At 54.2% G+C, this 26606-nt stretch carries 23 protein-coding genes; 18 read left to right on the forward strand and 5 right to left on the reverse strand.

Features of this window, described 5'->3' with window-relative positions; all coding sequences use genetic code 11:
* Nucleotides 1–5: 5 nt before the first annotated feature.
* Entirely contained in the window at nt 6–743 is a 738-nt protein-coding gene (locus AC4LF3_RS06845) for an S-methyl-5'-thioinosine phosphorylase (protein WP_312507758.1), read from the forward strand.
* Between the two features lie 46 nt (nt 744–789).
* Here AC4LF3_RS06845 and mfd read toward each other — a convergent pair whose 3' ends face one another.
* A complete protein-coding gene (gene mfd / locus AC4LF3_RS06850; RefSeq protein WP_491834990.1) occupies nt 790–4239 on the reverse strand; it encodes a transcription-repair coupling factor in 3450 nt (1149 codons plus the stop codon).
* 139 nt (nt 4240–4378) lie between these two features.
* Between mfd and AC4LF3_RS06855 the strand changes: the two genes are divergently transcribed.
* Nucleotides 4379–5839 carry a glyceraldehyde-3-phosphate dehydrogenase gene (locus AC4LF3_RS06855; RefSeq protein WP_181123845.1) on the forward strand — a complete coding sequence of 487 codons (1461 nt, stop codon included), beginning with the start codon at nt 4379–4381 and terminating at the stop codon, nt 5837–5839.
* Nucleotides 5840–6045: 206 nt separating this feature from the next.
* Nucleotides 6046–7440: a Si-specific NAD(P)(+) transhydrogenase gene (sthA, locus tag AC4LF3_RS06860; protein ID WP_010797707.1), complete on the forward strand. Its 1395-nt coding sequence runs from the start codon at nt 6046–6048 to the stop codon at nt 7438–7440.
* Here the strand turns inward: sthA and AC4LF3_RS06865 are convergent.
* From AC4LF3_RS06865 to AC4LF3_RS06875, 3 genes are read right to left on the reverse strand one after another with little or no spacing between them, the layout of a single operon-like run.
* Complete coding sequence (locus AC4LF3_RS06865) at nt 7437–8180, reverse strand: glycerophosphodiester phosphodiesterase (protein WP_239380288.1); 744 nt, start codon at nt 8178–8180, stop codon at nt 7437–7439. The two genes, sthA and AC4LF3_RS06865, sit on opposite strands and share 4 nt — an antisense overlap.
* Nucleotides 8177–8470: a phosphodiesterase gene (locus tag AC4LF3_RS06870; protein ID WP_122043068.1), complete on the reverse strand. Its 294-nt coding sequence runs from the start codon at nt 8468–8470 to the stop codon at nt 8177–8179. Before AC4LF3_RS06870 ends, AC4LF3_RS06865 begins: the two co-directional genes overlap by 4 nt.
* The gene (locus AC4LF3_RS06875; protein WP_010797710.1) at nt 8470–9045 is read right to left on the reverse strand and encodes a PilZ domain-containing protein; all 576 of its coding nucleotides are present in this window, start codon (nt 9043–9045) and stop codon (nt 8470–8472) included. Before AC4LF3_RS06875 ends, AC4LF3_RS06870 begins: the two co-directional genes overlap by 1 nt.
* 241 nt (nt 9046–9286) lie before the next feature.
* Between AC4LF3_RS06875 and AC4LF3_RS06880 the strand changes: the two genes are divergently transcribed.
* The 12 genes from AC4LF3_RS06880 to murB are packed head-to-tail and all read left to right on the forward strand — an operon-like array spanning nt 9287 to nt 20042.
* The gene (locus AC4LF3_RS06880) at nt 9287–10543 is read left to right on the forward strand and encodes a lipoprotein-releasing ABC transporter permease subunit (RefSeq protein WP_037030120.1); all 1257 of its coding nucleotides are present in this window, start codon (nt 9287–9289) and stop codon (nt 10541–10543) included.
* Nucleotides 10536–11219 carry a lipoprotein-releasing ABC transporter ATP-binding protein LolD gene (gene lolD / locus AC4LF3_RS06885; protein WP_010797712.1) on the forward strand — a complete coding sequence of 228 codons (684 nt, stop codon included), beginning with the start codon at nt 10536–10538 and terminating at the stop codon, nt 11217–11219. The genes AC4LF3_RS06880 and lolD (AC4LF3_RS06885) overlap by 8 nt, the downstream gene beginning before the upstream one ends.
* Nucleotides 11220–11253: 34 nt before the next feature.
* On the forward strand, nt 11254–12498 hold the full coding sequence (locus AC4LF3_RS06890; protein WP_074827482.1) for a lipoprotein-releasing ABC transporter permease subunit: 1245 nt from the start codon (nt 11254–11256) through the stop codon (nt 12496–12498).
* On the forward strand, nt 12491–13174 hold the full coding sequence (gene lolD / locus AC4LF3_RS06895; RefSeq protein ID WP_010797714.1) for a lipoprotein-releasing ABC transporter ATP-binding protein LolD: 684 nt from the start codon (nt 12491–12493) through the stop codon (nt 13172–13174). The genes AC4LF3_RS06890 and lolD (AC4LF3_RS06895) overlap by 8 nt, the downstream gene beginning before the upstream one ends.
* Nucleotides 13175–13230: 56 nt before the next feature.
* The gene (locus tag AC4LF3_RS06900) at nt 13231–15462 is read left to right on the forward strand and encodes a DNA internalization-related competence protein ComEC/Rec2 (protein WP_491834991.1); all 2232 of its coding nucleotides are present in this window, start codon (nt 13231–13233) and stop codon (nt 15460–15462) included.
* 49 nt (nt 15463–15511) lie between these two features.
* Nucleotides 15512–16150 (forward strand): MotA/TolQ/ExbB proton channel family protein, encoded by a 639-nt coding sequence (locus AC4LF3_RS06905; RefSeq protein ID WP_491834992.1) that lies wholly within the window; start codon nt 15512–15514, stop codon nt 16148–16150.
* Nucleotides 16147–16587 carry an ExbD/TolR family protein gene (locus AC4LF3_RS06910; RefSeq protein ID WP_010797717.1) on the forward strand — a complete coding sequence of 147 codons (441 nt, stop codon included), beginning with the start codon at nt 16147–16149 and terminating at the stop codon, nt 16585–16587. Before AC4LF3_RS06905 ends, AC4LF3_RS06910 begins: the two co-directional genes overlap by 4 nt.
* Nucleotides 16584–17582 carry a tetraacyldisaccharide 4'-kinase gene (gene lpxK / locus AC4LF3_RS06915; RefSeq protein ID WP_010797718.1) on the forward strand — a complete coding sequence of 333 codons (999 nt, stop codon included), beginning with the start codon at nt 16584–16586 and terminating at the stop codon, nt 17580–17582. Before AC4LF3_RS06910 ends, lpxK begins: the two co-directional genes overlap by 4 nt.
* Before the next feature lie 25 nt (nt 17583–17607).
* Entirely contained in the window at nt 17608–17793 is a 186-nt protein-coding gene (locus tag AC4LF3_RS06920; RefSeq protein WP_010797719.1) for a Trm112 family protein, read from the forward strand.
* Nucleotides 17790–18557, forward strand: coding sequence for a 3-deoxy-manno-octulosonate cytidylyltransferase (gene kdsB, locus AC4LF3_RS06925; protein ID WP_010797720.1), 768 nt, complete (start codon nt 17790–17792; stop codon nt 18555–18557). Before AC4LF3_RS06920 ends, kdsB begins: the two co-directional genes overlap by 4 nt.
* The gene (locus AC4LF3_RS06930; RefSeq protein ID WP_010797721.1) at nt 18557–19036 is read left to right on the forward strand and encodes a low molecular weight protein-tyrosine-phosphatase; all 480 of its coding nucleotides are present in this window, start codon (nt 18557–18559) and stop codon (nt 19034–19036) included. Before kdsB ends, AC4LF3_RS06930 begins: the two co-directional genes overlap by 1 nt.
* Nucleotides 19017–20042, forward strand: coding sequence for a UDP-N-acetylmuramate dehydrogenase (gene murB, locus AC4LF3_RS06935; protein ID WP_010797722.1), 1026 nt, complete (start codon nt 19017–19019; stop codon nt 20040–20042). The genes AC4LF3_RS06930 and murB overlap by 20 nt, the downstream gene beginning before the upstream one ends.
* A 56-nt stretch (nt 20043–20098) precedes the next feature.
* On the opposite strand, the gene rne is transcribed toward murB, so the two are convergent.
* Nucleotides 20099–23422, reverse strand: a complete 3324-nt coding sequence (gene rne / locus AC4LF3_RS06940) for a ribonuclease E (protein ID WP_434140666.1) — start codon at nt 23420–23422, stop codon at nt 20099–20101.
* A 566-nt stretch (nt 23423–23988) separates the two neighbouring features.
* Here rne and rluC point away from each other — a divergent pair.
* The 3 genes from rluC to AC4LF3_RS06955 are packed head-to-tail and all read left to right on the forward strand — an operon-like array spanning nt 23989 to nt 26591.
* Nucleotides 23989–24942 carry a 23S rRNA pseudouridine(955/2504/2580) synthase RluC gene (gene rluC, locus AC4LF3_RS06945; RefSeq protein WP_010797724.1) on the forward strand — a complete coding sequence of 318 codons (954 nt, stop codon included), beginning with the start codon at nt 23989–23991 and terminating at the stop codon, nt 24940–24942.
* Nucleotides 24935–25585: an HAD-IA family hydrolase gene (locus AC4LF3_RS06950; protein ID WP_010797725.1), complete on the forward strand. Its 651-nt coding sequence runs from the start codon at nt 24935–24937 to the stop codon at nt 25583–25585. Before rluC ends, AC4LF3_RS06950 begins: the two co-directional genes overlap by 8 nt.
* Nucleotides 25586–25613: 28 nt before the next feature.
* Complete coding sequence (locus AC4LF3_RS06955; RefSeq protein WP_010797726.1) at nt 25614–26591, forward strand: S49 family peptidase; 978 nt, start codon at nt 25614–25616, stop codon at nt 26589–26591.
* Nucleotides 26592–26606: the final 15 nt, after the last annotated feature.

Here is a 26606-nt window from a genome sequence, read left to right on the forward strand (position 1 = left end):
TTTATATGACCGTTTACGCCATTATTGGCGGGACTGGCCTGACGCAGCTGGAAGGTCTGACGCTGGATGAGTCCCTCAGAATAAACACGCCCTATGGCGCGCCTTCGGCGGACATTCTCAAAGGCCGTTATGCAGGACGCGAAGTATTGTTCCTGGCGCGCCATGGTCATCCGCATCGCATCCCGCCTCATCAGGTCAATTATCGCGCCAATATATGGGCGCTCAAGCATGCCGGTGCAGAAGCAATCCTGGCCGTTAATGCGGTAGGCGGTATCCATTCAGCAATGGGTAGCGGGCATCTATGTGTACCTCACCAGATCGTCGACTATACATGGGGTCGTGAACACACCTTTTTTGAAGGGTCTCTGGAAGCGGTAACCCATATCGATTTCAGCTACCCCTATGATGAGGCGCTTCGCCAGCAATTGATCAGTGCGCTGCGTCAACACGGCTATGCCCACAGTGATCAGGGTGTCTATGCATGTACACAAGGGCCTCGTTTGGAAACGGCAGGGGAGATCGTTCGACTGGAGCGTGATGGATGTGACATCGTGGGGATGACAGCCATGCCAGAAGCCGCACTGGCTCGGGAGCAGGATTTGGCTTATGCCTGTCTGGCGTTGGTCGTTAATCCAGCTGCAGGTAAGGTAACTGGCGTTATCACCATGGCTGAAATAGAGCAGGCGCTGCATGAGGGTATAGGCAGGGTTAAAGCTGTACTGGCAACAGTACTGGCAGGTTAAGCCCGACTGGCCGGGCACCTCCTGAGTGCCCGGCCGGTTACCTGGACTAGACGTTTTCCGGGGTCAAGCGCTCGAAAAGTGCCTCAATGATATTGAAACGCTCTTCAGGACGTTCCATCGGTACCTGGAATTTAAAGATGGTTGCACCCTCAAGGCGATACTTGTTGGGCTGGCTTTGTATCATTTTGACCAGTACCAACGGATCAACCTTCGTATCAGGAGTGAACTCGATGCGACCGCCTTGCGGGCCGGCATCAACCTTCACAACACCTAGGGCTTCTGCCTTGATCTTCATAAGTGTCAGGCGGACCAGGTTTTTGACGGCATTGGGCAAAAGGCCAAAGCGGTCAATCATCTCGACCTGTAGCTCCTTGAGTGCATCTTCATCGGCTGCAGAAGCAATACGCTTGTACAGAATCAGGCGAGTATGGACGTCTGGCAGATAGTCCTCTGGAATGAGCGCAGGTACCCGCAGATTGATGTCCGGACCACCCCCAAGGGGCTGTTCCAGGTTCGGTTGTTCACCTTTGCGAATAGCCTTGACCGCCCGTTCCAGCATTTCCATGTACAGCGTAAAGCCTACAGCCTGGATCTGGCCGCTTTGACCTTCGCCCAGGAGTTCGCCGGCGCCCCGTATTTCAAGGTCATGGGTGGCCAGAATGAAGCCTGCGCCCAGGTCCTGCGCACCAGCAATCGCCTCAAGACGTTTTTCAGCATCAGGTGTCATGCTTTTTCGTGGCGGTGTTAGCAGGTAGGCATACGCTTGGTGGTGACTTCGTCCCACGCGTCCACGCAACTGATGCAGTTGCGCCAGGCCAAACTTGTCTGCACGCTCGATAATGATGGTATTGGCGCTGGGCACGTCGATACCGGTCTCGATAATAGTTGACGCTACCAGCACGTTGAAGCGCTTGTGGTAGAAGTCGCTCATGACCTGTTCCAGTTCCCGTTCGCGCATCTGTCCATGACCAATGCCAATACGGGCCTCCGGCACCAGCTCCGCAAGGTCCCGGGCGCACTTTTCAATGGTCTTTACTTCGTTGTGAAGGTAGTAGACCTGTCCGCCGCGTAGCAGCTCGCGCAGAAGGGCTTCCTTGATAACCGCGTTCTGCTGCTCCATGACGAACGTCCGGACCGACAAACGTCGAGCCGGCGGAGTGGCGATGATGGACAGATCGCGCATACCTGCAACAGCCATGTTGAGCGTGCGCGGAATCGGTGTGGCCGTAAGGGTCAGAATATCGACTTCGCTACGTAGCGCTTTGAATTGCTCCTTCTGACGCACGCCGAATCGGTGCTCCTCATCAATGATGACGAGTCCCAGATTCTTGAGCTTCACGTCGTCCTGCAGCAGTTTGTGTGTGCCGATAATAATGTCGATATTACCGTCAGCCAGTTCCTGTACGGCCTTTTCAACATCCTTGGCAGACTTGAAGCGAGACATCACCTCGACACGCACAGGCCAGTCGGCAAAGCGGTCGCGAAAGCTGTTGTAGTGCTGCTGCGCCAACAGTGTTGTAGGAACCAGGACGGCCACCTGCTTGCCGCTGTGTACCGCTACAAACGCCGCCCGCATGGCGACTTCGGTCTTGCCAAAGCCTACATCGCCGCAGACCAGACGATCCATGGGCTTGCCTGACAGCATATCCTTGAGTACAGCATCGATAGTAACTTGCTGGTCAGGTGTTTCTTCAAACGGAAAGCCTGCTGCGAAGGTTTCGTAATCCGCCTTGGGATCAGTAAACGCAAATCCTTCCCGAGCGGCTCGACGGGCATATACATCCAGCAGTTCGGCGGCAACATCGCGCACCTGCTCAGCTGCCTTGCGTTTGGCTTTCTGCCAGGTTTCAGAACCTAGTTTGTGTAGTGGAGCAAGCGCGTCGTCAGCGCCTGAATAACGGGCAATCAGGTGCAGGTTGGCAACCGGAACATAGAGCTTCGCTTCGTCTGCATATTCCAATAGTAGAAATTCTTGCGCCTGGCCCTCCAACTCAAGCGTTACCAGACCCATATAACGCCCAACGCCGTGATCAATATGCACGACCGGCGCGCCCTCGCGTAGCTCGGTCAGGTTCTTGACGACGTTGTCACCATGCTCGTTGCGCTTTTCCCGGCGACGACGCTGCATGATACGCTGACCAAACAACGGACTTTCGGCAATGAGGGCTACATCGGGTTTTTCGAGTAGCAAGCCTTCGTCGAGCGGCGCGACTGTAATCGACAGGCGCTCGTCAGTTTCCTGAAAATCTTCCCATCCCTCGACCGATGTAGGGCGCAGGTTGATACGTGCCAGCAACTCAAGCAGCACCTCCCGACGGCCGGCGGATTCTGCTGTAAACAGGATGCGTCCATCAAACTCAGCCAGGAAATTTTGCAAGGCCGCCAATGGCTGATTAGCCTTGGCCTCAATGGCAAGATTGGGCAGAGGCCGCGCTGAAAAACGCTCACGACCCACACCCGGCTCGATATCATCGCTACTGATAACAATGCGTGGCCATTGCTTGAGACGAGCGAAGCACTCTTCTACCGGGAGGAAAACTTCAGCCGGTGGTAATAGAGGACGCTCCGGGTCAACGCGACGGTCTTCGTAACGGGTCCGTACGTCCGTCCAGAACTGTTCAGATGCCTGCTCGATGCCTGGTAACGAAAAAACCTGTGCGCTCTGGGGCAGGTAATCAAACAGCGTCGACGTCTCATCAAAGAACAACGGCAGGTAGTACTCAATGCCCGCGGGCGTCAAGCCACTCGCCAGATCCTGGTAAAGAGGGCTGCGACGATAATCCACATCAAAACGCTCTCGAAAGCGTGCCCTGAACCCTGTGACGGCTTCTTTATGCAGCGGAAATTCTCGAGCAGGAAGCAGTCGGATCGAATCTACCTTGTCGATTGATCGCTGCGTCTCTGGATCAAATGTGCGTAATGTCTCAATTTCGTCATCGAATAAGTCGATTCGGTACGGGAGACTACTGCCCATCGGGAAGAGATCAATCAGTGCTCCACGGACTGTAAATTCGCCATGCTCGTAGACGGTATCGACATAGCGGTATCCGGCTGCCTCCAGGCGAGCCCGCGTAGCCTCTACATCCAGACGTTGTCCCACATCCAGCACAAGACTGCTGCCTAACAGGAAGCGTGTAGGTGCCATACGATGTAGGGCTGTTGCGATAGGCACTACCAAAATGCCGTGATCAAGCTCTGGTAGACGATAGAGCGCCGCTACACGTTGGGAAATAATGTCTTGATGCGGCGAAAAAATATCGTAAGGCAACGTTTCCCAATCAGGGAAATGCAGTACGGGAAGCCTCGGGGCAAAGAAGCGCAGTTCTTGCTCCAGGCGTTCGGCGCTCTGGCTGTCCGGCGTTAAAAGTAGGGTGAATCGTTGGCTGGCAGCGCTTGCAGCCTCGGCAATAGCCAGACTTAGCGCGGCTCCGGGGAGATTTCCCCAATGCTGTCGTCCGGCGGTATCAGGAATTGATGGAATGCGCAAAACGGGCACGCTGGTTAGGCTCCGTTGAAAAAAATCTGAGTTGGGATTGTAACGACGGTCTCGTCTCGCTGTCAGTGCATCGACGCGCGAAGATTGCCGGTTCAGGCAGGTGCGGTCATAATGTAGTTCCTTTTGTTAGCCCCTACATATGGAAGGTATCACCGTGAGTCAGAACTCCGACCAGTGTCTTGGTGAATGGATCGATCGTGAGGCGATTGCGGAGGCAATGATTCCGCTGATCGGTCAGCTCTACCGTAATAATAATGTTGTGACCTCTATATATGGGCGTGGTTTGGTTAATCGTTCAGTGATCGCCATTCTCAAGGCGCATCGCTTTGCACGTCAGGTCGATGATGTCGCATTGTCTGTACACGATACCTATCCGCTGCTTAAGGCTATTAGTGAACTTGAGCTAGGTGCCGCTTCCATTGATTTGGCGCGTCTGAGCTTGAAATTCAAGCAGGCGGGGGCAGGGCGTGATCTAAAAGAGTTCCTACGCGAAGAACTGGCTGCCGTTGTAGGTAAGCAGGGCACCGAAAAGCGCCAGGGAACCGATGTGGTTCTGTATGGCTTTGGCCGTATCGGACGTTTGCTTGCACGTATCCTTATCGAGCACTCTGGAAGCGGCGATGGCCTGCGTCTACGTGCCATTGTGGTGCGTAAAGGCGCTGAAAACGATCTGGTCAAGCGCGCCAGCCTGTTGCGTCGCGACTCGGTACATGGCTCCTTTGAAGGCACCATCACCGTTGACGAGACCAACAATACGATTTGTGCAAATGGCACCTTGATTCAGGTGATCTATTCCAACGATCCGACCACAGTCGACTACACCCAGTACGGTATCAATAATGCGATCATTGTTGATAACACCGGTAAATGGCGTGATGCAGAAGGCCTGTCGCAACATCTGAAGTGCCCGGGTGCTGCGCGTGTTGTGCTGACGGCGCCTGGCAAGGGGTCGCTCAAGAATATCGTTCACGGTATCAACCACAACACTATCAGCCCAGAAGACAGCATTGTTACGGCGGCTTCCTGCACCACCAATGCTATCGTGCCCGTGCTGAAGGCCATCAATGACAAGTACGGCATCATCAGCGGTCATGTAGAAACGGTTCACTCCTTCACCAATGATCAAAACCTGATCGACAACTTCCACAAAGGTGATCGTCGCGGTCGTAGTGCACCGTTGAACATGGTGATTACCGAGACGGGCGCCGCCAAAGCGGTCGCCAAGGCGCTGCCAGAATTGGCTGGCAAGCTGACAGGTAATGCCATTCGCGTTCCAACGCCCAACGTGTCGATGGCTATCCTGAACCTGAACCTTGAAAAAGGCACCAATAAGGAAGAGATCAACGATTATCTGCGTTATATGGCGCTGCACTCTGATCTTCACAAGCAGATCGATTTCGTCAACTCGCCTGAAGTGGTATCCAGCGACTTCGTTGGCTCTCGTCATGCTGGCATAGTAGACGCAGGTGCTACCATTTGCAGCGATAACCGTGTCGTTCTCTATGTGTGGTATGACAACGAGTTCGGCTATAGCTGCCAGGTTGTTCGTGTGCTTGAGGAAATGGCTGGTGTAAACCCACCGGCTTATCCAGCGGTTTAAGCATTGTTCATATGAAGACGGGAGCTTAGGCTCCCGTTTTTATTTATCGCTTTAAATTGAAAAGATTTTCTAGTGTGACGAAAGGTCGCAACGAGAGGATAGGTGTAACCTATATAGAGATCATCGCTTAAATCGGGTTGCCGTAGAGCCGGTGATGATGTGCTCGACGCTCATGAGCGATCGGTTCGTTTTTTCGAGGAGTAATCATGGCTGTCTATAACTATGACGTAGTGGTGCTGGGATCGGGCCCGGCAGGCGAGGGGGCTGCAATCAATGCAGCCAAGCACGGACGCAAGGTGGCGGTCGTGGACAGTCGCCAGGTCATCGGTGGAAATTGCATTCACCTTGGCACCATTCCGTCAAAGGCTCTGCGTAACTCAGTCAAGCAGATCATCCATTTCAACAATAATCCGATGTTCCGCACGATTGGCGAGCCTCGCTGGTTTTCCTTTCCTGACGTGCTCAAGAGTGCTGAGCGCGTCATTGGAAAGCAGGTTAATTCACACACATCCTATTTTGCTCGTAACCGGGTCGATGTGTACTTCGGAACCGCAAGCTTTATCGACGAGCACACGATCAACGTCATAAATCCCAATGGCGGTACCGAACAACTGGTTGGCAAGCAGGTGGTTATTGCAACGGGCTCGCGTCCTTACCGCCCAGCTGATGTTGATTTCTCCCACCCGCGTGTTTATGACAGCGATACCATCCTGACCTTGAGCCATACACCACGGCGCCTGATCATTTATGGAGCAGGTGTCATTGGGTGTGAATACGCCTCCATCTTCAGTGGCCTGGGTGTGCTCGTCGATCTGATCGATACGCGCGATCAGCTGCTGAGCTTCCTGGATGATGAAATCTCCGATGCGCTTAGCTACCACTTGCGCACCAATAATGTGCTCATTCGTCACAATGAAGAGTATGAGCGTATTGAAGGCCTGGAGCATGGGGTCGTTCTTCACCTTAAGTCAGGCAAGAAGCTGCGAGCTGACGCGCTTCTGTGGTGTAACGGGCGCACCGGCAATACCGACCAGCTGGCGTTGGAGAATGTTGGTATCGAGGTGAACAGCCGCGGCCAAATTAACGTGGATGAGAATTACCGCACCAGTTGCCCCAATATCCTGGCGGCTGGAGATGTCATTGGTTGGCCTAGCCTCGCCAGTGCAGCGTTTGACCAAGGTCGTTCAGCTGCCGGTAATATTCTGGATGATGATTCAGCGCGCTATGTCGATGATATTCCTACTGGAATTTATACCATTCCCGAAATCAGTTCTTTGGGTAAAAACGAGCGCGATTTGACGCAGGCTAGAGTACCCTACGAAGTTGGCAAAGCGTTCTTCAAAAGCATGGCGCGAGCGCAGATTTCAGGCGAGCCGGTAGGCATGCTCAAAATCCTGTTCCATCGCGAGACTCTGGAAGTCCTTGGTGTTCACTGCTTTGGCGATCAGGCGTCCGAGATTCTTCACATCGGACAAGCCATCATGAACCAGAAAGGTCCTGGCAATAACATCAAGTACTTCATCAATACGACGTTTAATTATCCCACCATGGCTGAGGCGTACCGCGTAGCTGCCTTTGATGGGTTGAACCGGCTTTTCTAAGCCGGCTTAGCCTGTGGTTTGTGATCATCCAGCACGGTTCTGGCCAGTGCTGGATAATCCGTAATTAAACTGTCTGCACCGAAGTCGATTAGGCGTCGCATCAAGGAGGGCTCATTTACCGTCCATACCGATACATGCAGGCCCTGGCGCTGGGCCTTCAAGAGTCGCTCAGGGGTGCACAGCGTCCAATTGAGCGCAAGTAAATGGCAGCCGTAGTTAGCAGCCACTTTCAGCGGATCCAGCCAGGCGTATTCTGCCACCAGCCCACGTTGAAGCCAGGGAGTGTCACGGTTAAGCGCCCTTAATACTTCCCGTGAGCTGGACGTTACCGTAATACGGTCGCTGAGATTGAAACGTTTCGCCAGCTCATCGATGGCTTTGATGGTGCGTGCAGCCCGGACGCGTGAAGCGCTTTTGACTTCAAGCTGCCAATGCTCGAAATCCACTTGCTTGAAAAGATCCTCAAGGCGTGGAATAGGGCAGGGTCGAGGCCATGAGGGACCTGCCAAGCGTGCGTCGTAGGTAACCAGCGTATCGGCAGGCAACTCGGCAACCTTACCTCGACGTCCCGTAGTACGCTTGAGGGTAGGGTCGTGAATGACCATCAATTCTCCATCACTGGACAGGTGGAGGTCCAGCTCGCAGCGGGTTACGCCCACCTGCAGGCACTGCTCAAAGCTGGCTAGCGTGTTTTCCGGGGCCTCGCCTTTGGCTCCTCGATGGCCGTAGATGACTGTCATGGCGTTTCCCTGCGATTAAGTGGCTGATGGTCACGAACCGCATCAATGACACGGTCATTCTCAAAATAGACGCTGAAGTCGCGATAGTCCCAGCGAGTAATGGGCGGCTTACCTACGGCTGGATGTTCTTCGTCCGGCAAACCAAATCGATTCAGCACCTCGGTGCGAAGTTGCCCAGGTTGGGGCAGGGCCGTGTGGGTGTCACCTTGACGACTAATAGGGATCGAGAGCGTATCGGCGAAAACAGCTGTTGGGCCGAGCAACAGTAAAAAACTCAGCCAGTAGTTCACTATTGCTCACCCTTGGGCTGTGCTCTGAGCGTACGGCGCTCATGGGCCTGCTTCTTGAAGATATGCCGAGCAAGCAGCTGGCGTTGTGCATCGCTGATGTCTACGAAGCTGGTGCCTATCTCATAACTGTCTGGCGTAGCCGGCTGGCAGTGAATCACTTCAGCTTTCAATTCAAGGCCCAGTGCCTGAGGCATCAGTATCATGCGCAGGCTTAGCTGGCTACCCAGTGAAAACGCCTCTGAATGTTGAAAGCTGATGCCACCCTCGGACAGCACGACAGGTCTGGGTTCTCCGACTTCATGAATCAAATTCCAGGTCAGTGCCTGACCCAGTAAATCGATTCGCTTGTTGAGCAGCTTTATACAGGCGGCAATTGGGCGGTCGCGCTCATTGACGCTACGCAGAAGGTGCTGTGATTCGAACTCCAGAAGATGCATTTCACTTAGCAGATCGAACAAAGGTGACACATTAGGCGTGGCGGATTGTTCTGTCCCGGCAAGTGGGGTGATTTCCAGTGCGATCGAGTCTGTGATGCGATAGTATTCGCGGCGTTCATCCGCGTCTGGTGCGGTCATGGTAAACCCACGGCGATGATCGAAGCGTTGAGTGTAATGCCTGCTGATGGGGGCTTGCCAGTCTGTAAGCTGGCGCTTCGTCAGGGCTGTGAAGCAACAGGGATTCGCTCCGCCTGAAGTGGCGAACGCTGCATATATGAGTGTAGTCGAGCTTGGGACTATAACGGCCAGTTCTGTATTGTTTGCCGTTTCCCTTGTCCATAAGGACTCGCTTGCGTCCCATTCCTGCTTAAGCCTGGATATGTTTAGACCACTACCTATCTACATCGGCATGCGTTATGTGCGTGCCAAGCGAAGAAATCACTTCGTTTCATTTATTTCCCTGACCTCTATGGTTGGGCTGGCGCTGGGTGTGCTGGTCATGATCGTAGTGCTTTCGGTCATGAATGGATTCGACCGTGAAATGCGCGACCGCGTCCTGGGGATGATTCCCCATGCCACTGTAGAGTCCTACCAGCCGATTAATGATTGGCGGACTATTGCCGATCAGGCCAGAAAAAACCCTCAAGTGGCCGCGGTTGCGCCGTTTACCCAGCTGCAAGGCATGCTGACCCAGGACAAGGCCGTTCAGACCGTACTTCTCAACGCCATTGATCCGGATGAGGAGCCGAAGGTTTCGATCATCAGTGACTTCATGCGTGAAGGTAAGCTGACGGATCTCAAACCGGGCGGTTTCGGCGTTATTATCGGAACGCTGGCTGCGCAGAAACTGGGCGTTAAAGTGGGTGATAAGGTTACCTATATCGCCCCGGAAGTAGCCGTGACGCCTGCCGGTATGTTTCCCCGGATGAAGCGGCTTACCGTCGTAGGTATTTTTAGCGTCGGGGCCGGAGAGCTGGATGGTTCGGTGGGTCTGATCCATGTTGAGGATGCGGCGCGCCTGCAGCGGTGGCAGCCCAGTCAGGTCCAGGGCATCCGCCTGAAACTGCACGATCTGTTCAAGGCACCCCAAGTCTCGTGGGATATTGTCCGGTCGCTGGCAAGTGACAACGAAGACTTCTATGCACGTGATTGGACTCGCACCCATGGCAACCTGTATCAAGCCATCGGTATGGAGAAGACTATGATTGGCCTTCTCCTTCTTCTGATCGTGGCGGTAGCTGCCTTCAATATCATCTCGACATTGGTCATGGTGGTAACTGACAAGACGTCCGACATTGCCATTTTACGGACGTTGGGTGCCACGCCTCGCCAGATCATGTTTGTTTTCATGGTTCAGGGTACTTTCATCGGCGTAATCGGAACCCTGCTTGGCTGCGCCTTGGGAGTTGTCGCTGCGCTTAATGTCAGCGGCTTCATTGCTTGGCTGGAACGTACGACAGGACATCAGTTCCTGAACGCTCAGGTGTATTTCATCAATTATTTGCCGTCCCAGTTGCAGCTCAATGATGTCTTGTGGGTGTGTGGTGCCTCGCTGCTGCTGAGTTTCCTTGCCACCCTGTACCCTTCCTGGAGTGCTGCTCGCACCCAGCCTGCCGAGGCGTTGCGTTATGAGTGATAAAGCCGTACTGCGTTGCCAGAACCTGGGCAAGCGCTACGAAGAGGGACCGCAAACGGTCGACGTCCTGACCGGCGTAGAGTTGGAGCTGCTTCCAGGAGAGCGTGTTTCGATCGTAGGCAGTTCCGGTTCAGGAAAAACTACGTTGCTGAACCTGTTGGGCGGACTGGACACCCCAAGTCAGGGCAGTGTATGGCTGGATGGGGAGGAGCTTTCGGCGCTCAATGAGAAGGCACGCGGCCTGTTGCGTAACCGTGCCATGGGCTTCGTTTATCAGTTTCATCACTTGCTCCCTGAGTTCAGCGCACTGGAAAACGTCTGCATGCCATTGCTTATCGGTCGAATGTCGATAGCTGAAGCCCGCAGGAAAGCTTCTGCATTGCTGGAGCGGGTGGGGCTGGGACATCGACTAAGCCATAAGCCGGCTGAGTTATCCGGAGGCGAGCGCCAGCGGGTAGCCATCGCACGTGCATTGGTCAATGAACCCAAGCTGGTTTTACTGGACGAGCCTACAGGCAATCTGGATCAGCATACGGCCCATGGAATTCAGCAAATGATGCTTGAGCTTTCAACGTCCTTGCGTACGTCCTTTCTTGTAGTAACCCACGACCAGTCGCTGGCCGCTCAGATGGATCGCACGCTGCGCCTGGAAGATGGCCGCCTGGTTCCGGCCTGACGGCCATTCTTCTCCTGAAACAGTGTAAGGCGAAATGTTCAGACCTTTATCTCTTTTCATTGGATTGCGATATACACGGGCAAAGCGCCGTAAATCGTTTATCTCATTCTTCTCGCTGGTCTCCATGATCGGGCTGACGCTGGGCGTATTGGCCATGATTTTGGTGCTATCAGTCATGAACGGCTTTCAGCGGGAGATGCGTACCCGAATCCTGGGAATGGTGCCTCACGCAACCATTAATGCAGAGCAGCCATTCTCGGACTGGAAAAGCGTAGCGGACAAGGCGGTGCAGCAGCCTCATGTATTGGCTGCGGTTCCCTATACCCAGCTGCAGGGCATGCTATCCCAGCGCGGACGCATGCAGCCGCTGTTGGTGGATGGCGTTGATCCTGAGCTGGAGCCCAAGGTCTCGATCATCGGTGATCGCATGGTTCAAGGGCAGCTGGATAACCTGAGAGCGGGTGAGTTTGGCATCGTTATTGGCGAGATCACGGCTCATCGCTTCCAGCTGGGTATGGGTGACAAGGTCACCGTTATCGTCCCTGAGGTAACCTCTGCGGCAGGCAACATCACGCCACGGATGCGTCGCTTTACTGTGGTAGGTATCTTCAAGGTCGGTGCAGAGCTTGATGGTTCCCTAGGGCTTATCAATGTAGCGGACGCCGCTCCATTGAAAGGATGGGAGCCAGGGCTCGTTCAGAGCGTTCGTCTGGCATTCGATGATCTGTTCAAGGCGCCACAGTATTCCCGTCAAGTAGCTAATGCCATGGGGCCGGGTTATCAGGCGCAGGACTGGACCAGTACTCAGGGAAGTCTGTTCCAGGCAATGAACATGGAAAAGACCATGATTGGTCTGCTGCTTCTACTGATCGTAGCGGTAGCGGCCTTTAACATCATCGCCACGCTGATCATGGTTGTTGCCGACAAGAAGGCAGATATTGCGATCTTGCGTACATTGGGTGCTACGCCTCGCCAGATCATGTTTGTTTTCATGGTGCAAGGGACCATAATTGGAGTTATCGGCACGCTTGTTGGCGGTGTCCTGGGTGTTATTGCTGCGCTTAATGTAAGCCAGTGGATTTCAGCCCTTGAACGTATTGTCGGGCATAAGATATTTGGCTCTGACATGTACTTCATCAGCAACCTCCCGTCTGAGCTCCAGCTAGAAGATGTAGCGCTAATCTGTTGCGCCGCGTTGTGCATGAGTTTTTTGGCTACGCTTTACCCTGCCTGGCGTGCATCGCGCACAGAGCCTGCCGAGGCATTGCGATATGATTAACGAGGCCGTGCTGCGTTGCGTTGATCTGGGCAAACGCTATGTCGAAGGTCCTGAGACCGTCGAGGTTCTTTCAGGGGTCAATCTGGACCTTCAGCCAGGTGAGCGCATTTCCATTGTAGGCAGCTCTGGTTCAGGCAAAACCACATTACTGAACCTATTAGGTGGCCTGGATACACCGTCTCAGGGCGGTGTTTGGTTGGCAGGCGAAGAGCTTTCCCGACTGGGTGAGAAAGCGCGCGGTCTATTGCGCAATCGTGCCATGGGCTTCGTCTATCAGTTTCATCACTTGCTCCCGGAATTCAGTGCATTGGAAAACGTCTGCATGCCGCTGCTTATTGGCGCTACGCCGATCTCGGAGGCGCGGGAGCGTGCCGCTCAACTGCTTAAGCGGGTGGGGCTGGGGCATCGGTTGAGTCACAAGCCTGCTGAATTATCGGGTGGTGAAAGGCAGCGGGTCGCGATAGCCAGGGCCCTTATCAATCAGCCCAAGGTTGTTTTGCTGGACGAGCCTACAGGCAATCTGGATCAGCATACTGCACACAGTATCCAAGAGTTGATGCTTGAGTTGAGTGACTCGCTGAGCACAGCCTTCCTCATAGTGACGCATGATTTGGCGCTCGCAGCGCAGATGGATCGGTGTTTGAAATTAGCTGACGGACAATTGGCTGACGTATAAGGTTGAACCCGGCAGGATGCCGGGTTGTTGTTCTTGGGCTTCGATGGAGCGGAGTCATGCGCACAGGGATCGTTGCGTTCATTGCAGGCCTATTGGTGCTGCGCTTTCTACCCGAATTGCCTGATCGAGAGGTTCTTGTTGCCTGCTTGATAGTGGCATTCGGTCTGATGTTCCTGCCCCGTGTCTACGTGGCAGGTACCTTCTTGATAGGCTTTGGCTGGGCCTGCCTGTCGGCTCATTGGGCGCTGGATGAGCGACTGGATGATGGTCTGGATGGACGAATAGTCTGGCTTGAGGGAACAGTTGTAGGGCTTCCTGAGTTGCGCGAAGGTTCGACGCGTTTTCTTTTGGAAAATGCGCAGAGCCGTCGAGGGGCTTTACCAAGCCGTATCCGAGTCTCCTGGTCAAATGCGCCAGCCGTACGATCAGGTGAGCAATGGCGTCTCGCTGTAGAGTTGCAAAAGCCGGGCGGGCTCCACAATCTCCGGGGAATGGATGGCGAAGCCTGGATGCTGGCTCATCGAATCGGTGCAAGCGGTGTCGTTAAGGCAGGGCAACGACTTTCCCGTCAGGCCACCTTGGATGCCTGGCGAGACGCATTAAGGCAGCGGTTATTGCATCTTGACGCCTTTCAGCGAAACGGTGGACTGGCTGCATTGGTTCTGGGCGACGGCTCAGGCGTTTCGACTCAGGATTGGCAGCTTTTACAGGCCACAGGCACCACGCATCTGATGGTTATTTCCGGTCAGCACATTACGCTGCTTTCGGGATTTGTATTTGCGCTGATCGCCGGATTGGCGCGTCTGGGCTACTGGCCTGTCCGGATACCGTGGTTTCCTGTTGCTTGCCTGTCTGCGCTTGTATCGGCGGTAGGATACGGATTTCTGGCAGGCTTTGACGTTCCTGTAAGACGAGCCTGCGTCATGATCGCGCTGATTACACTATGGCGATTACGGTTTCGTCACCTGGGGGCATGGATACCGGTAGGTATTGCCTTGGCGGCTGTGCTGGTGGCTGAGCCGCTGGCAAGCCTTACGGCAGGCTTTTGGTTGTCTTTTATCGCTGTAGGTCTCTTGATATGGATCTTTGGCGGCCGTTTGGGTCAATGGAATCCTTGGCGCAGTTGGGGGCGGGCCCAATGGATGATGGCAGTCGGGCTAGCGCCGGTTTTACTGGCTCTGGATCTGCCTGTCAGTCTGTCGGGGCCGATCGCTAACCTTGTTGCCGTGCCTTGGGTAGACTTTTTAGTGGTGCCAGCCGCCTTGCTGGGTACCGTGTTTCTTCTGATCCTTCCTCCCCTAGGCGAGTTGCTACTGTGGTGTTCAGGCGCGACCCTTGATGGTTTATTCGCATTTCTCGGGTACGTGTCGGCACTGGTTCCTGCGTGGCAGGGAGCATGGATGCCTGCGTGGGCTGTCGCTTTAGGCATGCTGGGTGTGTTGCTATGGCTGGCTCCCGATGGGGTGCCGGTCAGGCCTTTGGCAGTATTTCTGCTGATTCCGTTGTTCTGGCCGCCAGTGACCCGACCAGCGTCAGGACTGGCAAAGGTAACCGTGCTCGACGTCGGACAGGGGTTGTCTGTATTCATACAGACCAAAGGCCACGCCATGCTATACGACGCCGGGCCGCTTAGCGGAAGCTATGATGCTGGCGAAAGGGTGGTAGTCCCCAACCTGAAAGCTACAGGCGTCAGTCATCTAGACATGATGTTGGTCAGTCATGGGGACGCAGATCATGCAGGAGGCGCCGCTGCTGTTTTCAGTGCCTTGAAGGTGGACAAGGTGGTGAGCGGGGAAGTGAAGCGGCTTCCTCCTGGCTTGCATCCGACACCCTGCGAAGATAATCAGCGCTGGGTGTGGGAGGGAGTCTTATTTACTGTCTGGCAGCCTAGCCCCTTGATGAAGGGAAACGCTGCATCGTGCGTGCTGATGGTAGAAGCAGCAGGCGAGCGCCTTTTGCTAACCGGTGATATAGACGAAAAGGCCGAGCGTCGCCTCGTTGAATCTGGGCGGGATATACGGGCTCAATGGTTATTGGCACCTCATCATGGCAGTCGAACGGCTTCGAGCGAGCGTTTTGTCAGTCTGGTAAAACCTGAATATGCCTTGATCTCGAGGGGAATTCACAACAACTTTGGCCATCCACATGCACAAGTGATCAGTCGTTATGAACGTCATGGCGTCCGGATTTACGATACAGCCTTGAACGGTGCAATATCATTTACCCTCGGTAAGCATGATTTGCCGCAAGGCGCTCGTCAGAAGCGTTATTTCTGGCAAGAAAAATAATTGGCGCTTCATGATAGAGTTGCGCACTTTTAAGGAAAGGGTTCAGGGCGTGTTCGAACTGGTCAAAGCAGGCGGCTGGATGATGCTGCCAATTATTCTGAGTTCTATTGTAGGCATGGCTATCGTAGCCGAGCGGTTATGGACACTGCGCCGTGCACGTGTCGTTCCGCCGCAACTGTTGGCTCAGGTATGGAAGTGGCTGCAAGATAATTCGCTCACAAGCGAGAAGCTTAAGGAGTTGCGCGCCAATTCGCCTTTGGGTGAGGTAATGGCTGCAGGGCTTGCCAATTCCCGTCATGGCCGTGAAGTCATGAAAGAGGCCATTGAAGAGGCTGGTAGCCGCATCGTGCATGATCTGGAGCGCTATCTGAATACCCTGGGTACGATTGCTGCCATGGCACCCTTGATGGGACTGCTAGGCACGGTGTTTGGCATGATCGAGATCTTCAGCTCTTTCATGGAAAGCGGTCTGGCCAACGCTCCGGTTCTGGCTGGCGGTATTTCCAAGGCCTTGCTGACCACGGCGGCTGGTCTGATCGTGGCTATTCCTGCCGTATTCTTCCATCGCTTCCTGCTGCGTCGTGTCGATGAACTGATTGTCTCTATGGAACAAGAGTCCATCAAGCTGGTTGAAGTCGTTCAGGGTGATCGTGAAGTAGACTTCGTCACGGAAGGTATCAAAGCGTGAAGTTTCGGCGTAGATCAGGCGGGGCAGCTAGAGACGAGGCCTACGTCAACCTGACATCACTGATCGATGTTGTATTCGTGTTGTTGCTGTTCTTTGTCGTAACCACCACTTTCAACAAGCCGAGCCAGTTGAAACTGGAGCTGCCTGAGGCGCAAAGTGCAGAACCTGCCGAAGCAGCTGCCAAGGACTTGGAAATCAGCATTTCAGCAGACGGCGTCTTTTCTCTGAACGATCAAACGTTGGCTAAAGGTGATCTGACTTCGCTCATGACTGCATTGCAGCGTGAGTCGGGTGGGGATAACAGCGTGCCACTGATCATCTCTGCTGATGGCCGCACGCCTCACCAATCAGTGGTGACGGCAATGGATGCCGCTGGAAAGCTGGGCTTTTCACGAATCCGCATCACAACGGTTGAGGCTCAGGCAGACAAACAGTGAGTATTTCCTCACGGCTTCTCAGGGCTTGGTATCGTGGTCATCCGGCCCTGAATGTACTGAAACCCTTGGAGGCCCTGTATTGTCACGTTGCTCGACGAAAGCGTAGGCGCTTTCTGGAGAGCGACAAGGGTGTTTTCGTTTCACCTGTTCCTGTGCTGGTCGTGGGAAACCTCACAATAGGTGGAACGGGCAAAACTCCGATGATCCTTTGGCTCATCGAGCACTGCCGCGGTCGTGGATTGCGAGTCGGTGTGGTGAGCCGGGGCTATGGTGCAAAACCTCCACATTTTCCCTGGCGGGTAATGCCGGAGCAGCTGCCTGCGGTAACGGGTGATGAGCCTTTGCTTATTGTTCAACGGACCCGGGTTCCGCTTGTCATCGCTCCGAATCGTCCTGCTGCGGTTCAGGAGTTGCTGCGAACCGAGTCGCTGGATCTCATCCTCAGTGATGACGGTCTACAACACTATGCGCTTGCACGTGACCTTGAGCTTGTCATGGTTGACGCGGCAAGGGGCTTTGGCAACAAGCGCTGTCTTCCGGCGGGGCCACTTAGAGAGCCTATTGAGCGACTGCTAAGCGTTGACGCCATTCTTTATAATGGTGGCACCAGCGATACGGAAGATGGCTACTCGGTTCAATTGAAACCAACGGCCTTGATCAATCTAGTATCAGGTGAGCGCCGGCCTCTCAATTATTTTTCTCCTGGCCAGGAGGTTCACGCACTGGCTGGGATTGGTAATCCTGATCGCTTCTTCAAGACGCTCGAAGCATTGCAGTGGCGACCCATTGCCCACCCATTCGCCGACCATGCAGTTTATACCTCTGAGCGACTACGCTTTCAGCCGGCTTTACCATTGATAATGACTGAGAAAGATGCCGTCAAATGCAGAGCCTTTGCCGCTCCTGATTGGTGGTATCTTGCGGTTGATGCTCAGCCTTCAGCAGCTTTTGTTTCGTGGCTGGACAGACGACTAGACCTGTTACAGGCTCAATAACTTATTTACCCAACAAGGATTCCTTATGGATCTCAAGCTTCTCGACATCCTGGCTTGTCCTATTACCAAAAGTCCGCTCAAGCTAAGCGAAGACAAGACCGAGTTGATTAGCAAGGCCGCAGGGCTTGCGTATCCTATCCGGGATGGCATCCCGGTCATGCTGGAAAGCGAAGCCCGTGTCCTCAGCGTTGATGAGCGTCTGGATAAATGACTGTCTCCTATACCGTAGTCATTCCTGCGCGTTTTGCTTCGAGCCGTTTGCCCGGCAAGCCGTTGCAGGATATTGCAGGCAAGCCCATGATTCAGCATGTATGGGAACAGGCGAGTAAGAGCGCAGCCGGTCAGGTGGTTGTGGCTACAGATCATTCCGACATCATGGCAGCCTGCGAGCGTTTCGGTGCACATGCGCTGCTGACGCGTACTGATCACGCTTCAGGTACGGACAGGCTGGCAGAGGTAGCCGAACTTATTGGCCTCCCGGACGATGCCATTATCGTGAATGTTCAGGGGGATGAGCCGCTTGTTCCGCCTGCCATTATCGATCAGGTTGCTCAGAATCTTGCCGCTCATTCCGAGGCGGGCATAGCCACCTTGGCTGAGCCCATTCATGATATCGCCGCGTTATTCAACCCGAATGTTGTTAAGGTTGTCAGCGACAAGAATGGTCTGGCCTTGTCATTTAGTCGAGCGCCTATGCCTTGGGCGCGTGATGCGTTTGTCACAAGCCGCGATATCTTGCCCTCAAGCGTGCCGTACCGACGTCATATCGGTATCTATGCCTATCGAGTAGCATTTCTGAAGGACTTTGTGCGCTGGGGTGCATGCTGGCTTGAAAATGCTGAAGCCTTGGAGCAGCTACGTGCACTTTGGCATGGCGTGCGTATCCATGTAGCAGATGCCATTGAGTCACCAGAGGCCGGAGTAGATACAGCTGAAGATCTGGAGCGGGTTCGCCGAGTCTTGGGAGGCGAATAATGCGTGTTCTGTTTGTCTGCATGGGCAACATTTGCCGCTCCCCTACGGCCGAGGCCATCTTTCGCGACAAGCTTGTCAAGGCTGGCCTATTTGACCGTATTGTTGTCGACTCGGCGGGAACAGGCGACTGGCATGTCGGTAAAGCCCCCGATCCTCGCTCGATCCAGGAAGGTGCTAAGCGAGGATATGATCTTTCAGGTCTGCGGGCTCGACAGATTACGGCTGAAGATTTTCGCTCATTTGACCTTATCTTGGCGATGGACCATGAGAACATGGCCTTTTTGTCCAGGCTTCGTCCTTCCAACGCTTCAGCTGAAGTGGATCTTTTGCTTCGCCGTTATGGTCTTGAGCAGGATGAAGTGCCGGATCCCTATTTTGGCGGAGTTGCTGGCTTCAAGCATGTTATTGACTTGCTTGAAAAGGCATGTGAAGCGCTTGTGCATGAGGTAAGGGGGCCACTTGAGCCTTACTGTACGTGAGTGGGTTTGTCTTAAACCTTTTAATACATTTGGTTTCGATGTGCGGGCACGCTTCTATGCAGAGGCTTACACGGATAATGATGTTCGTGAGGCTATGGCGTTTGCCGACAAGCAGGATGTGCCGCTCTATATCTTGGGCGGAGGCAGCAATCTGGTGCTTACGGAAGATGTTCAGGCTCTGGTGCTGCACATGCGTAGTCAGGGGATCCGACTTCTTGAGGAGGGCTCCTCAGGCCGTGTGATCGTTGAGGCTGAGGCAGGCGAGTCATGGCATGGGCTAGTCGAGACTTCATTGAGTATGGGGCTGAGCGGGCTGGAGAACCTGAGTCTCATACCGGGTACTGTGGGCGCCTCTCCCATGCAGAATATCGGTGCCTATGGTGTTGAGCTAAAGGATGTGTTTCATGGCTTAACGGCATTGGATCGCAAAACTGGCCAGACTTGCGAGTTTACCCTTGAAGAGTGCTGTTTTGGGTATCGAGAAAGCCGATTCAAGCAGGAGCCTGGCCGTTGGGTCATATTGCGGGTTCGTTTCAATCTAAATCGACACGGTACTTTGCGTCTGGATTACGGTCCTGTTCGCCAGCGCTTGGTGGAACAGGGCGTTGATGAACCGTCTCCCCAGGCAGTAAGCAAGGCCATTATTAGTATTCGACGGGAAAAACTGCCTGACCCTGCCATGTTGGGCAATGCGGGCAGTTTCTTCAAAAATCCTGTGGTTTCAAATCAATTGGCTACAAGACTTAAGGAGCGCTATAGCGATCTGGTCGTTTACCCTGTCACGGATGACCAGGTAAAGCTTGCAGCGGGTTGGTTAATTGATAAGGCTGGCTGGAAGGGCTTTCGGGAAGGGGACGCAGGCGTTCATGCGCAGCAGGCGCTTGTACTGGTTAATTACGGTGCAGCGTCGGGTAAGGATATTCTTGATCTTGCTCAGCAAATTCGCACTGATATCGAGAGTCGGTTTTCTGTCCTGTTGGAGATGGAGCCCGGAGCGCTGAATTAGCGGTAACGGCATAATAAAAAGGGATGCATATGCATCCCTTTTTATTTGTTGAGGTATCAGGGCTGCGGTTTAGGCGCCTGCTTTTCCTCTTCGCTTTCAGATGGCTTTTGCTCTTCCACAGCATCCTGCTGAGGTTGTTGCTGCTCTACTGCTGGCTTTGGCAGGGCAAGCTCTGCAGGAATTTCGGCAGACTCAACCCTTTGAGCTGGCAGTTGATTCAAGCTTTCCGGGCTTGGCATAACAATCTCGGCCGTCATGGCAGGCTGGCTTTCTTTCGAGGGCTCATCCAATGGTTTTTCCACATGTACATTCTCCAGGCGTTCTTGTGCCTGAGTAATGCCAGAGGGGGGGGCGACTTCAACAACAGGTTCTGAATCGGCCGCCAGGACTGGGGAAGCATGCTCTTCGATCGCTGGGATTTCAGCAGGCGAGGAGGTAGCCGGAGCCGTCGGGCTGACAGATGTTGCAGCCTGTGCCACAGCAGCTTCCTCCTGTTCACGCGCCAAGCGCTCGGCCTCACGCTGACGGCGACGACGCTCACGGGGATCGTTAGGCGCACGTCCAACGGCCGGTGGGGTTAACTTAGGCTGTGCTCCAATGTCAGGCGTGTCTTCGCTTGCCTGAACGAGGGGCTGAGCCTCGGAAGAGACCTCCACGGGGGATGCGGCTTTCTCTTTCTGCACAGGCGCCGTTTCATTGACTGCCTGGGTAGGCTCCTCGGCTTGAGGAGCTTCAACCTCTACTACCGCTACCGTCTGATGAGTTTTCAAAGTAGTCTCGTGCGAGACTACTTCAACGACAGGCTGCTCTTCAGTGTGGTTAGGTGCAGAAACATCCTGGGCGACGACTGCTTCTGCTTCCGCCTGGGTCTGATTTTCCTGTTTGGGCTCGTTTCTTTCCGTTACGGTTGTGGCTTCAGCTGCTTGGGCATTGACCACTTCGGCAACCACAGCGGCGTTGGCAAGAGATTCAGTGTTGGATTCTCCCGTCAAGGCAACAGATTCGTTGTCGTTTGACTCGCCATGAGTGTCACGCTGACGTTCACGGCGATTGCTGCGACGACGCTGGCCGCGGGAGCGACGGCGTGGACGCTCATCGCTGTCTTGATCGTCATTCTGATCGTTCAGCTCTTCGTCGTTCAGTTGCTCGGCGTCAACTGTTGCATCCTGACGTGTTTCGGCCTCTTCTCTGGTCTGACGGCGTTCGGCGCGGGAAGGACGTTCGCTGCGGCTGGGTTGTTCCTCGCGGGCAGGGCGCTCGTCCTTGTTTGCACGCTCTTCACGGGCAGGACGCTCTTCGCGTGGTTGGCGTTCCTCACGGGCGGGACGCTCTTCGCGTGGCTGACGTTCCTCGCGGGCAGGGCGTTCTTCACGGCTCTGACGCTCTGCTCGTGGCTGACGCTCTTCACGTGGTTGGCGCTCTTCACGGGTCGGACGTTCTTCTCGAGCGGCCTGGCGCTCTTCGCGTGGAGGGCGCTCGGTACGCGGTTGGCGCTCTTCACGGGTCGGACGCTCTTCGCGATTGTCACGGGCCTGCGACTGACGTTCTTCGCGAGGCTTGCGTTCTTCATCGCGACGGTTGTCACGGCGACGATTCTGCTGACGACCATTGCGGCGCTCATCAGTACGACGTGCTTCGCCATTGGGCTGGGCAGTTTCGGCTACAGCGGCAGGTTCTTCCGTCTTGCCAGCAAACAGACTGACCAGGGAGCGCACTAAGCCCTTAAAGAGGCTTGGCTCCGGCTGATGAGCAGGTTTGCTGGGTGCTTCGACCTGAGGTGCCGGAGTGCGCTCGGGTGCGACCTTGACTGCAGCTTCTTGGCGAACAAGGGTTCGTGTAGCGCTTGCGGGCTGGATCTCTTCGGCCTCGCTGTGAGTCATTTCATAGCTGGACTGGCCGTTCAGAAGATCCGGGTTGTCATCACGCAGGCGTATCACTTCGAAATGCGGGGTTTCGATGTGATCATCCGGTAGGATGATGATGCGAACCCGTGTGCGTAGTTCAATTTTGGTGATGCTGTTGCGCTTTTCATTCAATAGGAACGAGGCGACCTGTAAGGGTACGCGTGCTCGAACCTCTGCTGTCCGATCCTTGAGTGCTTCTTCTTCGATCAGGCGCAGGATGGCAAGCGACAAGGATTCGACGTCTCGGATAATGCCCTGACCGTTACAACGTGGGCAGACGATGCCGCTCGTCTCGCGTAAAGAGGGGCGCAGCCGCTGGCGAGACATTTCCAGAAGGCCAAATCGAGAAATGCGACCGATCTGTACTCGAGCACGATCAGCCTCAAGCGCCTCCCGCATGCGATCTTCAACGGCGCGCTGATTTTTCACCGGTGTCATGTCGATGAAATCAATAACGATCAAGCCGCCGATATCCCGTAAACGCAACTGGCGAGCGATTTCCTCGGCCGCTTCTAGGTTCGTTTGCAGGGCTGTCTCTTCAATATCGCCACCTTTGGTAGCGCGTGCAGAGTTGATATCGATCGAAACAAGCGCTTCAGTAGGGTCGATAACAATCGAGCCGCCAGAGGGCAGCTTTACTTCACGTTGAAAGGCAGTTTCGATCTGACTTTCGATCTGGAATCGATTGAACAGCGGTACGCTGTCCTGATAGAGCTTGATCTTGCTCTGGTACTGAGGCATGACCTGACGAATGAAGCTTAGTGCTTCTTCCTGAGCCTCTACGCTATCAATAAGCACTTCGCCGATATCCTGGCGAAGATAATCACGAATGGCTCGAATGATGACGTTGCTTTCCTGATAGATCAGGAAAGGCGCACTACGCTCGACAGAGGCTTCCTTGATAGCGGACCAGAGCTGCAGTAGGTAGTCCAGATCCCACTGCAGCTCTTCGGTGCTGCGGCCAAGGCCCGCTGTGCGGACAATCAGTCCCATGTCGGCTGGGGCATCCAGTCCATTCAGGGCTTCGCGCAGCTCGTTGCGCTCTTCACCCTCGATGCGGCGGGAAATGCCACCTGCACGTGGGTTGTTTGGCATCAGAACCAGATAGCGACCAGCCAGGCTGATAAAGGTAGTTAACGCAGCGCCCTTGTTGCCACGCTCTTCCTTTTCAACCTGAACAATGACTTCCTGCCCTTCGGACAGAACTTCCTTGATGTTGATGCGACCTTCTGGCGCTTTCTTGAAGTATTCGCGAGAGATTTCTTTGAGAGGGAGAAAGCCGTGACGCTCTGAACCGAAGTCGACAAATGCGGCCTCGAGGCTGGGCTCGATACGAGTGATGCGGCCTTTATAGATATTGGCCTTTTTCTGTTCACGAGCCCCTGACTCGATATCCAGATCAAATAGTTTTTGGCCATCTACTAACGCAACACGTAGCTCTTCAGGCTGCGTGGCATTGATGAGCATTCTTTTCATGTAATACCGTCGGTTTCCGGGCTACCGGAAACGGCGTGCGGCACACACGACTCGCCGAGGGTCGGTGCTTGGGGTCGTATCAAAGGCGGAGCCATCCGCCTTCGTGTCCAGCAGTACTCGGTTGTATGCCGAGCCGCGACTACGTCTCCTGCTTGCTGTCGTAACAGCAGCAACGTCAAACAGTCAGGAGGAGGAATAAGCTGTCAAAAGCGGACGAATAAGCGTCTAAGCCAGGCATTACCGGCTACACAGTTCAACAGCGGTACATCTCCACCCTTCACGTATCCTTCAGGAATCCTGGTGCCGCTCGCAGAATCCGGAGCGGTTGTTTTTTGTACTCACCTTCAACAGTGGGCACGGTGTTTTTATAAGGCTTTTGTTTTAAGTGGCACGTGTACTGCTTATAGCCATACGAACCACTCGAAGGACGGCCTGACGTCCACTGAACATGTTTATGACAGGGAGCTTATTTACAAGCGCTGTGTCATGCCAGGGTTATTGGCTTCCGGGACTATAACAGCAACCATTAAGTGCTTCAATTAAGTGGAAATTGCTATTATGTAGCAATGACTAATCCTACTTCTTCCAACAATGGCGTACAGCTCTTCGAAGTTTCTTCAGAGCTGGCTGGCCAGCGTATCGATAACTATCTGCGTACTTTGCTCAAAGGTGCGCCGAAAACCTTCATTTATAGAATACTTCGCAAGGGTGAAGTACGTGTTAATAAGGGGCGTATAAAGCCGGATTATCGGCTGCAAGCCGGCGATATCATTCGTGTCCCTCCTATGCGGTTGCCTGAAAAAGATGAACCTGCACCTGTCTCCCAGGCGCTTGCCGAGTTGATGGAGGCTGCGATTGTCTATGAAGACAAGACACTGATCGTTATCAATAAGCCTGCAGGTATTGCCGTTCACGGAGGGAGTGGTGTCAGCCTAGGCGTTATAGAGGTCTTTCGTCAGATTCGTCCAGATGCCAAAGACCTTGAGCTGGTTCATCGCCTGGATCGGGATACCTCGGGTCTGCTCATGATTGCCAAGAGGCGCAGCATGCTGCGTCATTTGCATGAGGCCTTGCGTGGAGATGGAGTCGACAAACGCTACCATGCGCTGGTTCGTGGTCACTGGCCTGCAGCAAAAAAACAGATTCGAGCGCCTTTGATGAAAAACAACTTGCGTTCCGGTGAGCGGATGGTTGAAGTCAATGTAGAGGGTAAGGACGCTCTCACGGAATTTCGAGTGCTCAGACGCTACGGTGATTTCGCTACTCTAGTAGAGGCAAAGCCGGTCACAGGACGTACTCACCAGATTCGTGTTCATGCCAAGCACGCAGGTCATTCCATTGCAGGGGATCCTAAGTACGGTGATGAGGCGTTTTCCAGGGAGATTCGGGATTTGGGCGGTAAACGGCTGTTTCTTCATGCTGCCAGTCTTAATGTACCGCTCCCCGATGGGGAAACATTGCAACTGACTGCTCCTGTTGATGAGACCTGGGCGGCTACATTGAGTCGACTGGATGCCTAATTACGACTTGCTGGTATTTGACTGGGACGGGACGCTCTCTGACTCGGTTGGTCGCATCGTGGACGTTATGCAGGCAGCTGCCGCCGACCTTCGGCTCCCCGTTCGAAGCGATCGATCGATTAAGTCCATTATCGGGCTGGGCTTGCCAGAGGCCATCCAGACGCTTTACCCGGAGATGACGCCAGGAGCTGTGGAGCGTTTTCGTCAGTGTTATAGCGATCATTTCGTTATGCGTGAGCAAGAGCCTTCTCCGTTTTTCGAGGGTGTGGCTGAAGGCTTGGCAGCGTTTCGGCGCAAAGGCTATCGTTTGGCTGTTGCTACCGGTAAAAGCCGAAGAGGGCTGGATAGGGTGCTTGCAGCCAAGGGGCTGGCTGACTTCTTTGACGTAACGCGTTGCGCTGATGAAACGGCCAGCAAGCCGGATCCGTTAATGCTTAACGAGATCTTGGCGCATTGTCAGGTGCATCCGTCAAAGGCGCTGATGATCGGGGATGCACCATTCGACCTTGAAATGGCTCGCAGAGCGCAAATGGCCTCGGTTGCAGTCAGTTACGGTGCTCAGCCAGTTGAGGTGCTGCGTAATTACGAGCCAACGCTTGTGGTTGATCGTTTTGAGGAGTTGCGTGTCTGGTTGGATGCGTAACGATTAATTGAACCAAGCAGGACTACCAATGGCAGATGATTGGAAAGCGTCGGATCGCCCGGCGGATGAAAAAAGCTGGAAGCTCATCGAAAAGGCGATGCTGGCCAGCGTGCATGAGCAAAGAAGGGCACGTCGTTGGGGAATCTTTTTTAAATTCCTAACGTTTACTTATCTTTTTATCATGCTGGCGCTCTTTGTTCCTTTTTCCGGGCTCAAGGGAGAAGCCTCGCGTGAGGGTTCCCATACGGCGCTTATTGAGGTGAAGGGAACCATTGCGGCTGATGAGAAGGCGAGTGCCGACAATATTGTTGGAGCACTGCGCGATGCCTTTAAAGACGAAGGTACCAAAGCCGTTATCCTTCGTATCAATAGCCCAGGAGGCAGTCCTGTGCAGTCAGGTTATGTCTATGACGAGATCAAGCGTCTGCGTGGATTGCATCCTGACATCAAGCTTTATGCCGTGATTTCTGATCTGGGAGCTTCGGGCGCCTATTACATCGCCAGTGCTGCCGATGCCATCTATGCTGACAAGGCCAGTCTTGTGGGCTCAATCGGCGTAACGGCAGCATCCTTTGGCTTTGTCGGAACCATGGATAAGCTAGGCGTTGAGCGTCGCGTTTACACATCCGGTGAGCACAAGGCCTTTTTGGACCCCTTCCAGCCTGCTAAAGAAGAGGAGACCCGCTTCTGGCAACAGGTGCTCGATACTACACATCAGCAGTTTATCGATAGCGTGAAAAAGGGGCGTGGTGATCGCTTGAAGGTCGAGGGTCATCCTGAGTTGTTTTCCGGGCTCGTATGGTCTGGAGAGCAAGCGCTTGGGCTGGGGCTAATCGATGGCCTGGGCAGTGCTAGCTTTGTGGCTCGGGAGGTGGTTGGTGAAGAAAAGATTGTGGATTACACCGTTCAGGAGAGCCCATTCGACCGCTTTGCCAAGCGCCTGGGGACCAGTGTGGCGGAGCGCCTGGCATTGCTGGTGGGGTGGCAGGGACCTGTGTTGCGATAAGTTGATAGGCTGATG

The organism is Pseudomonas sp. C2.3V, from assembly GCF_058536325.1.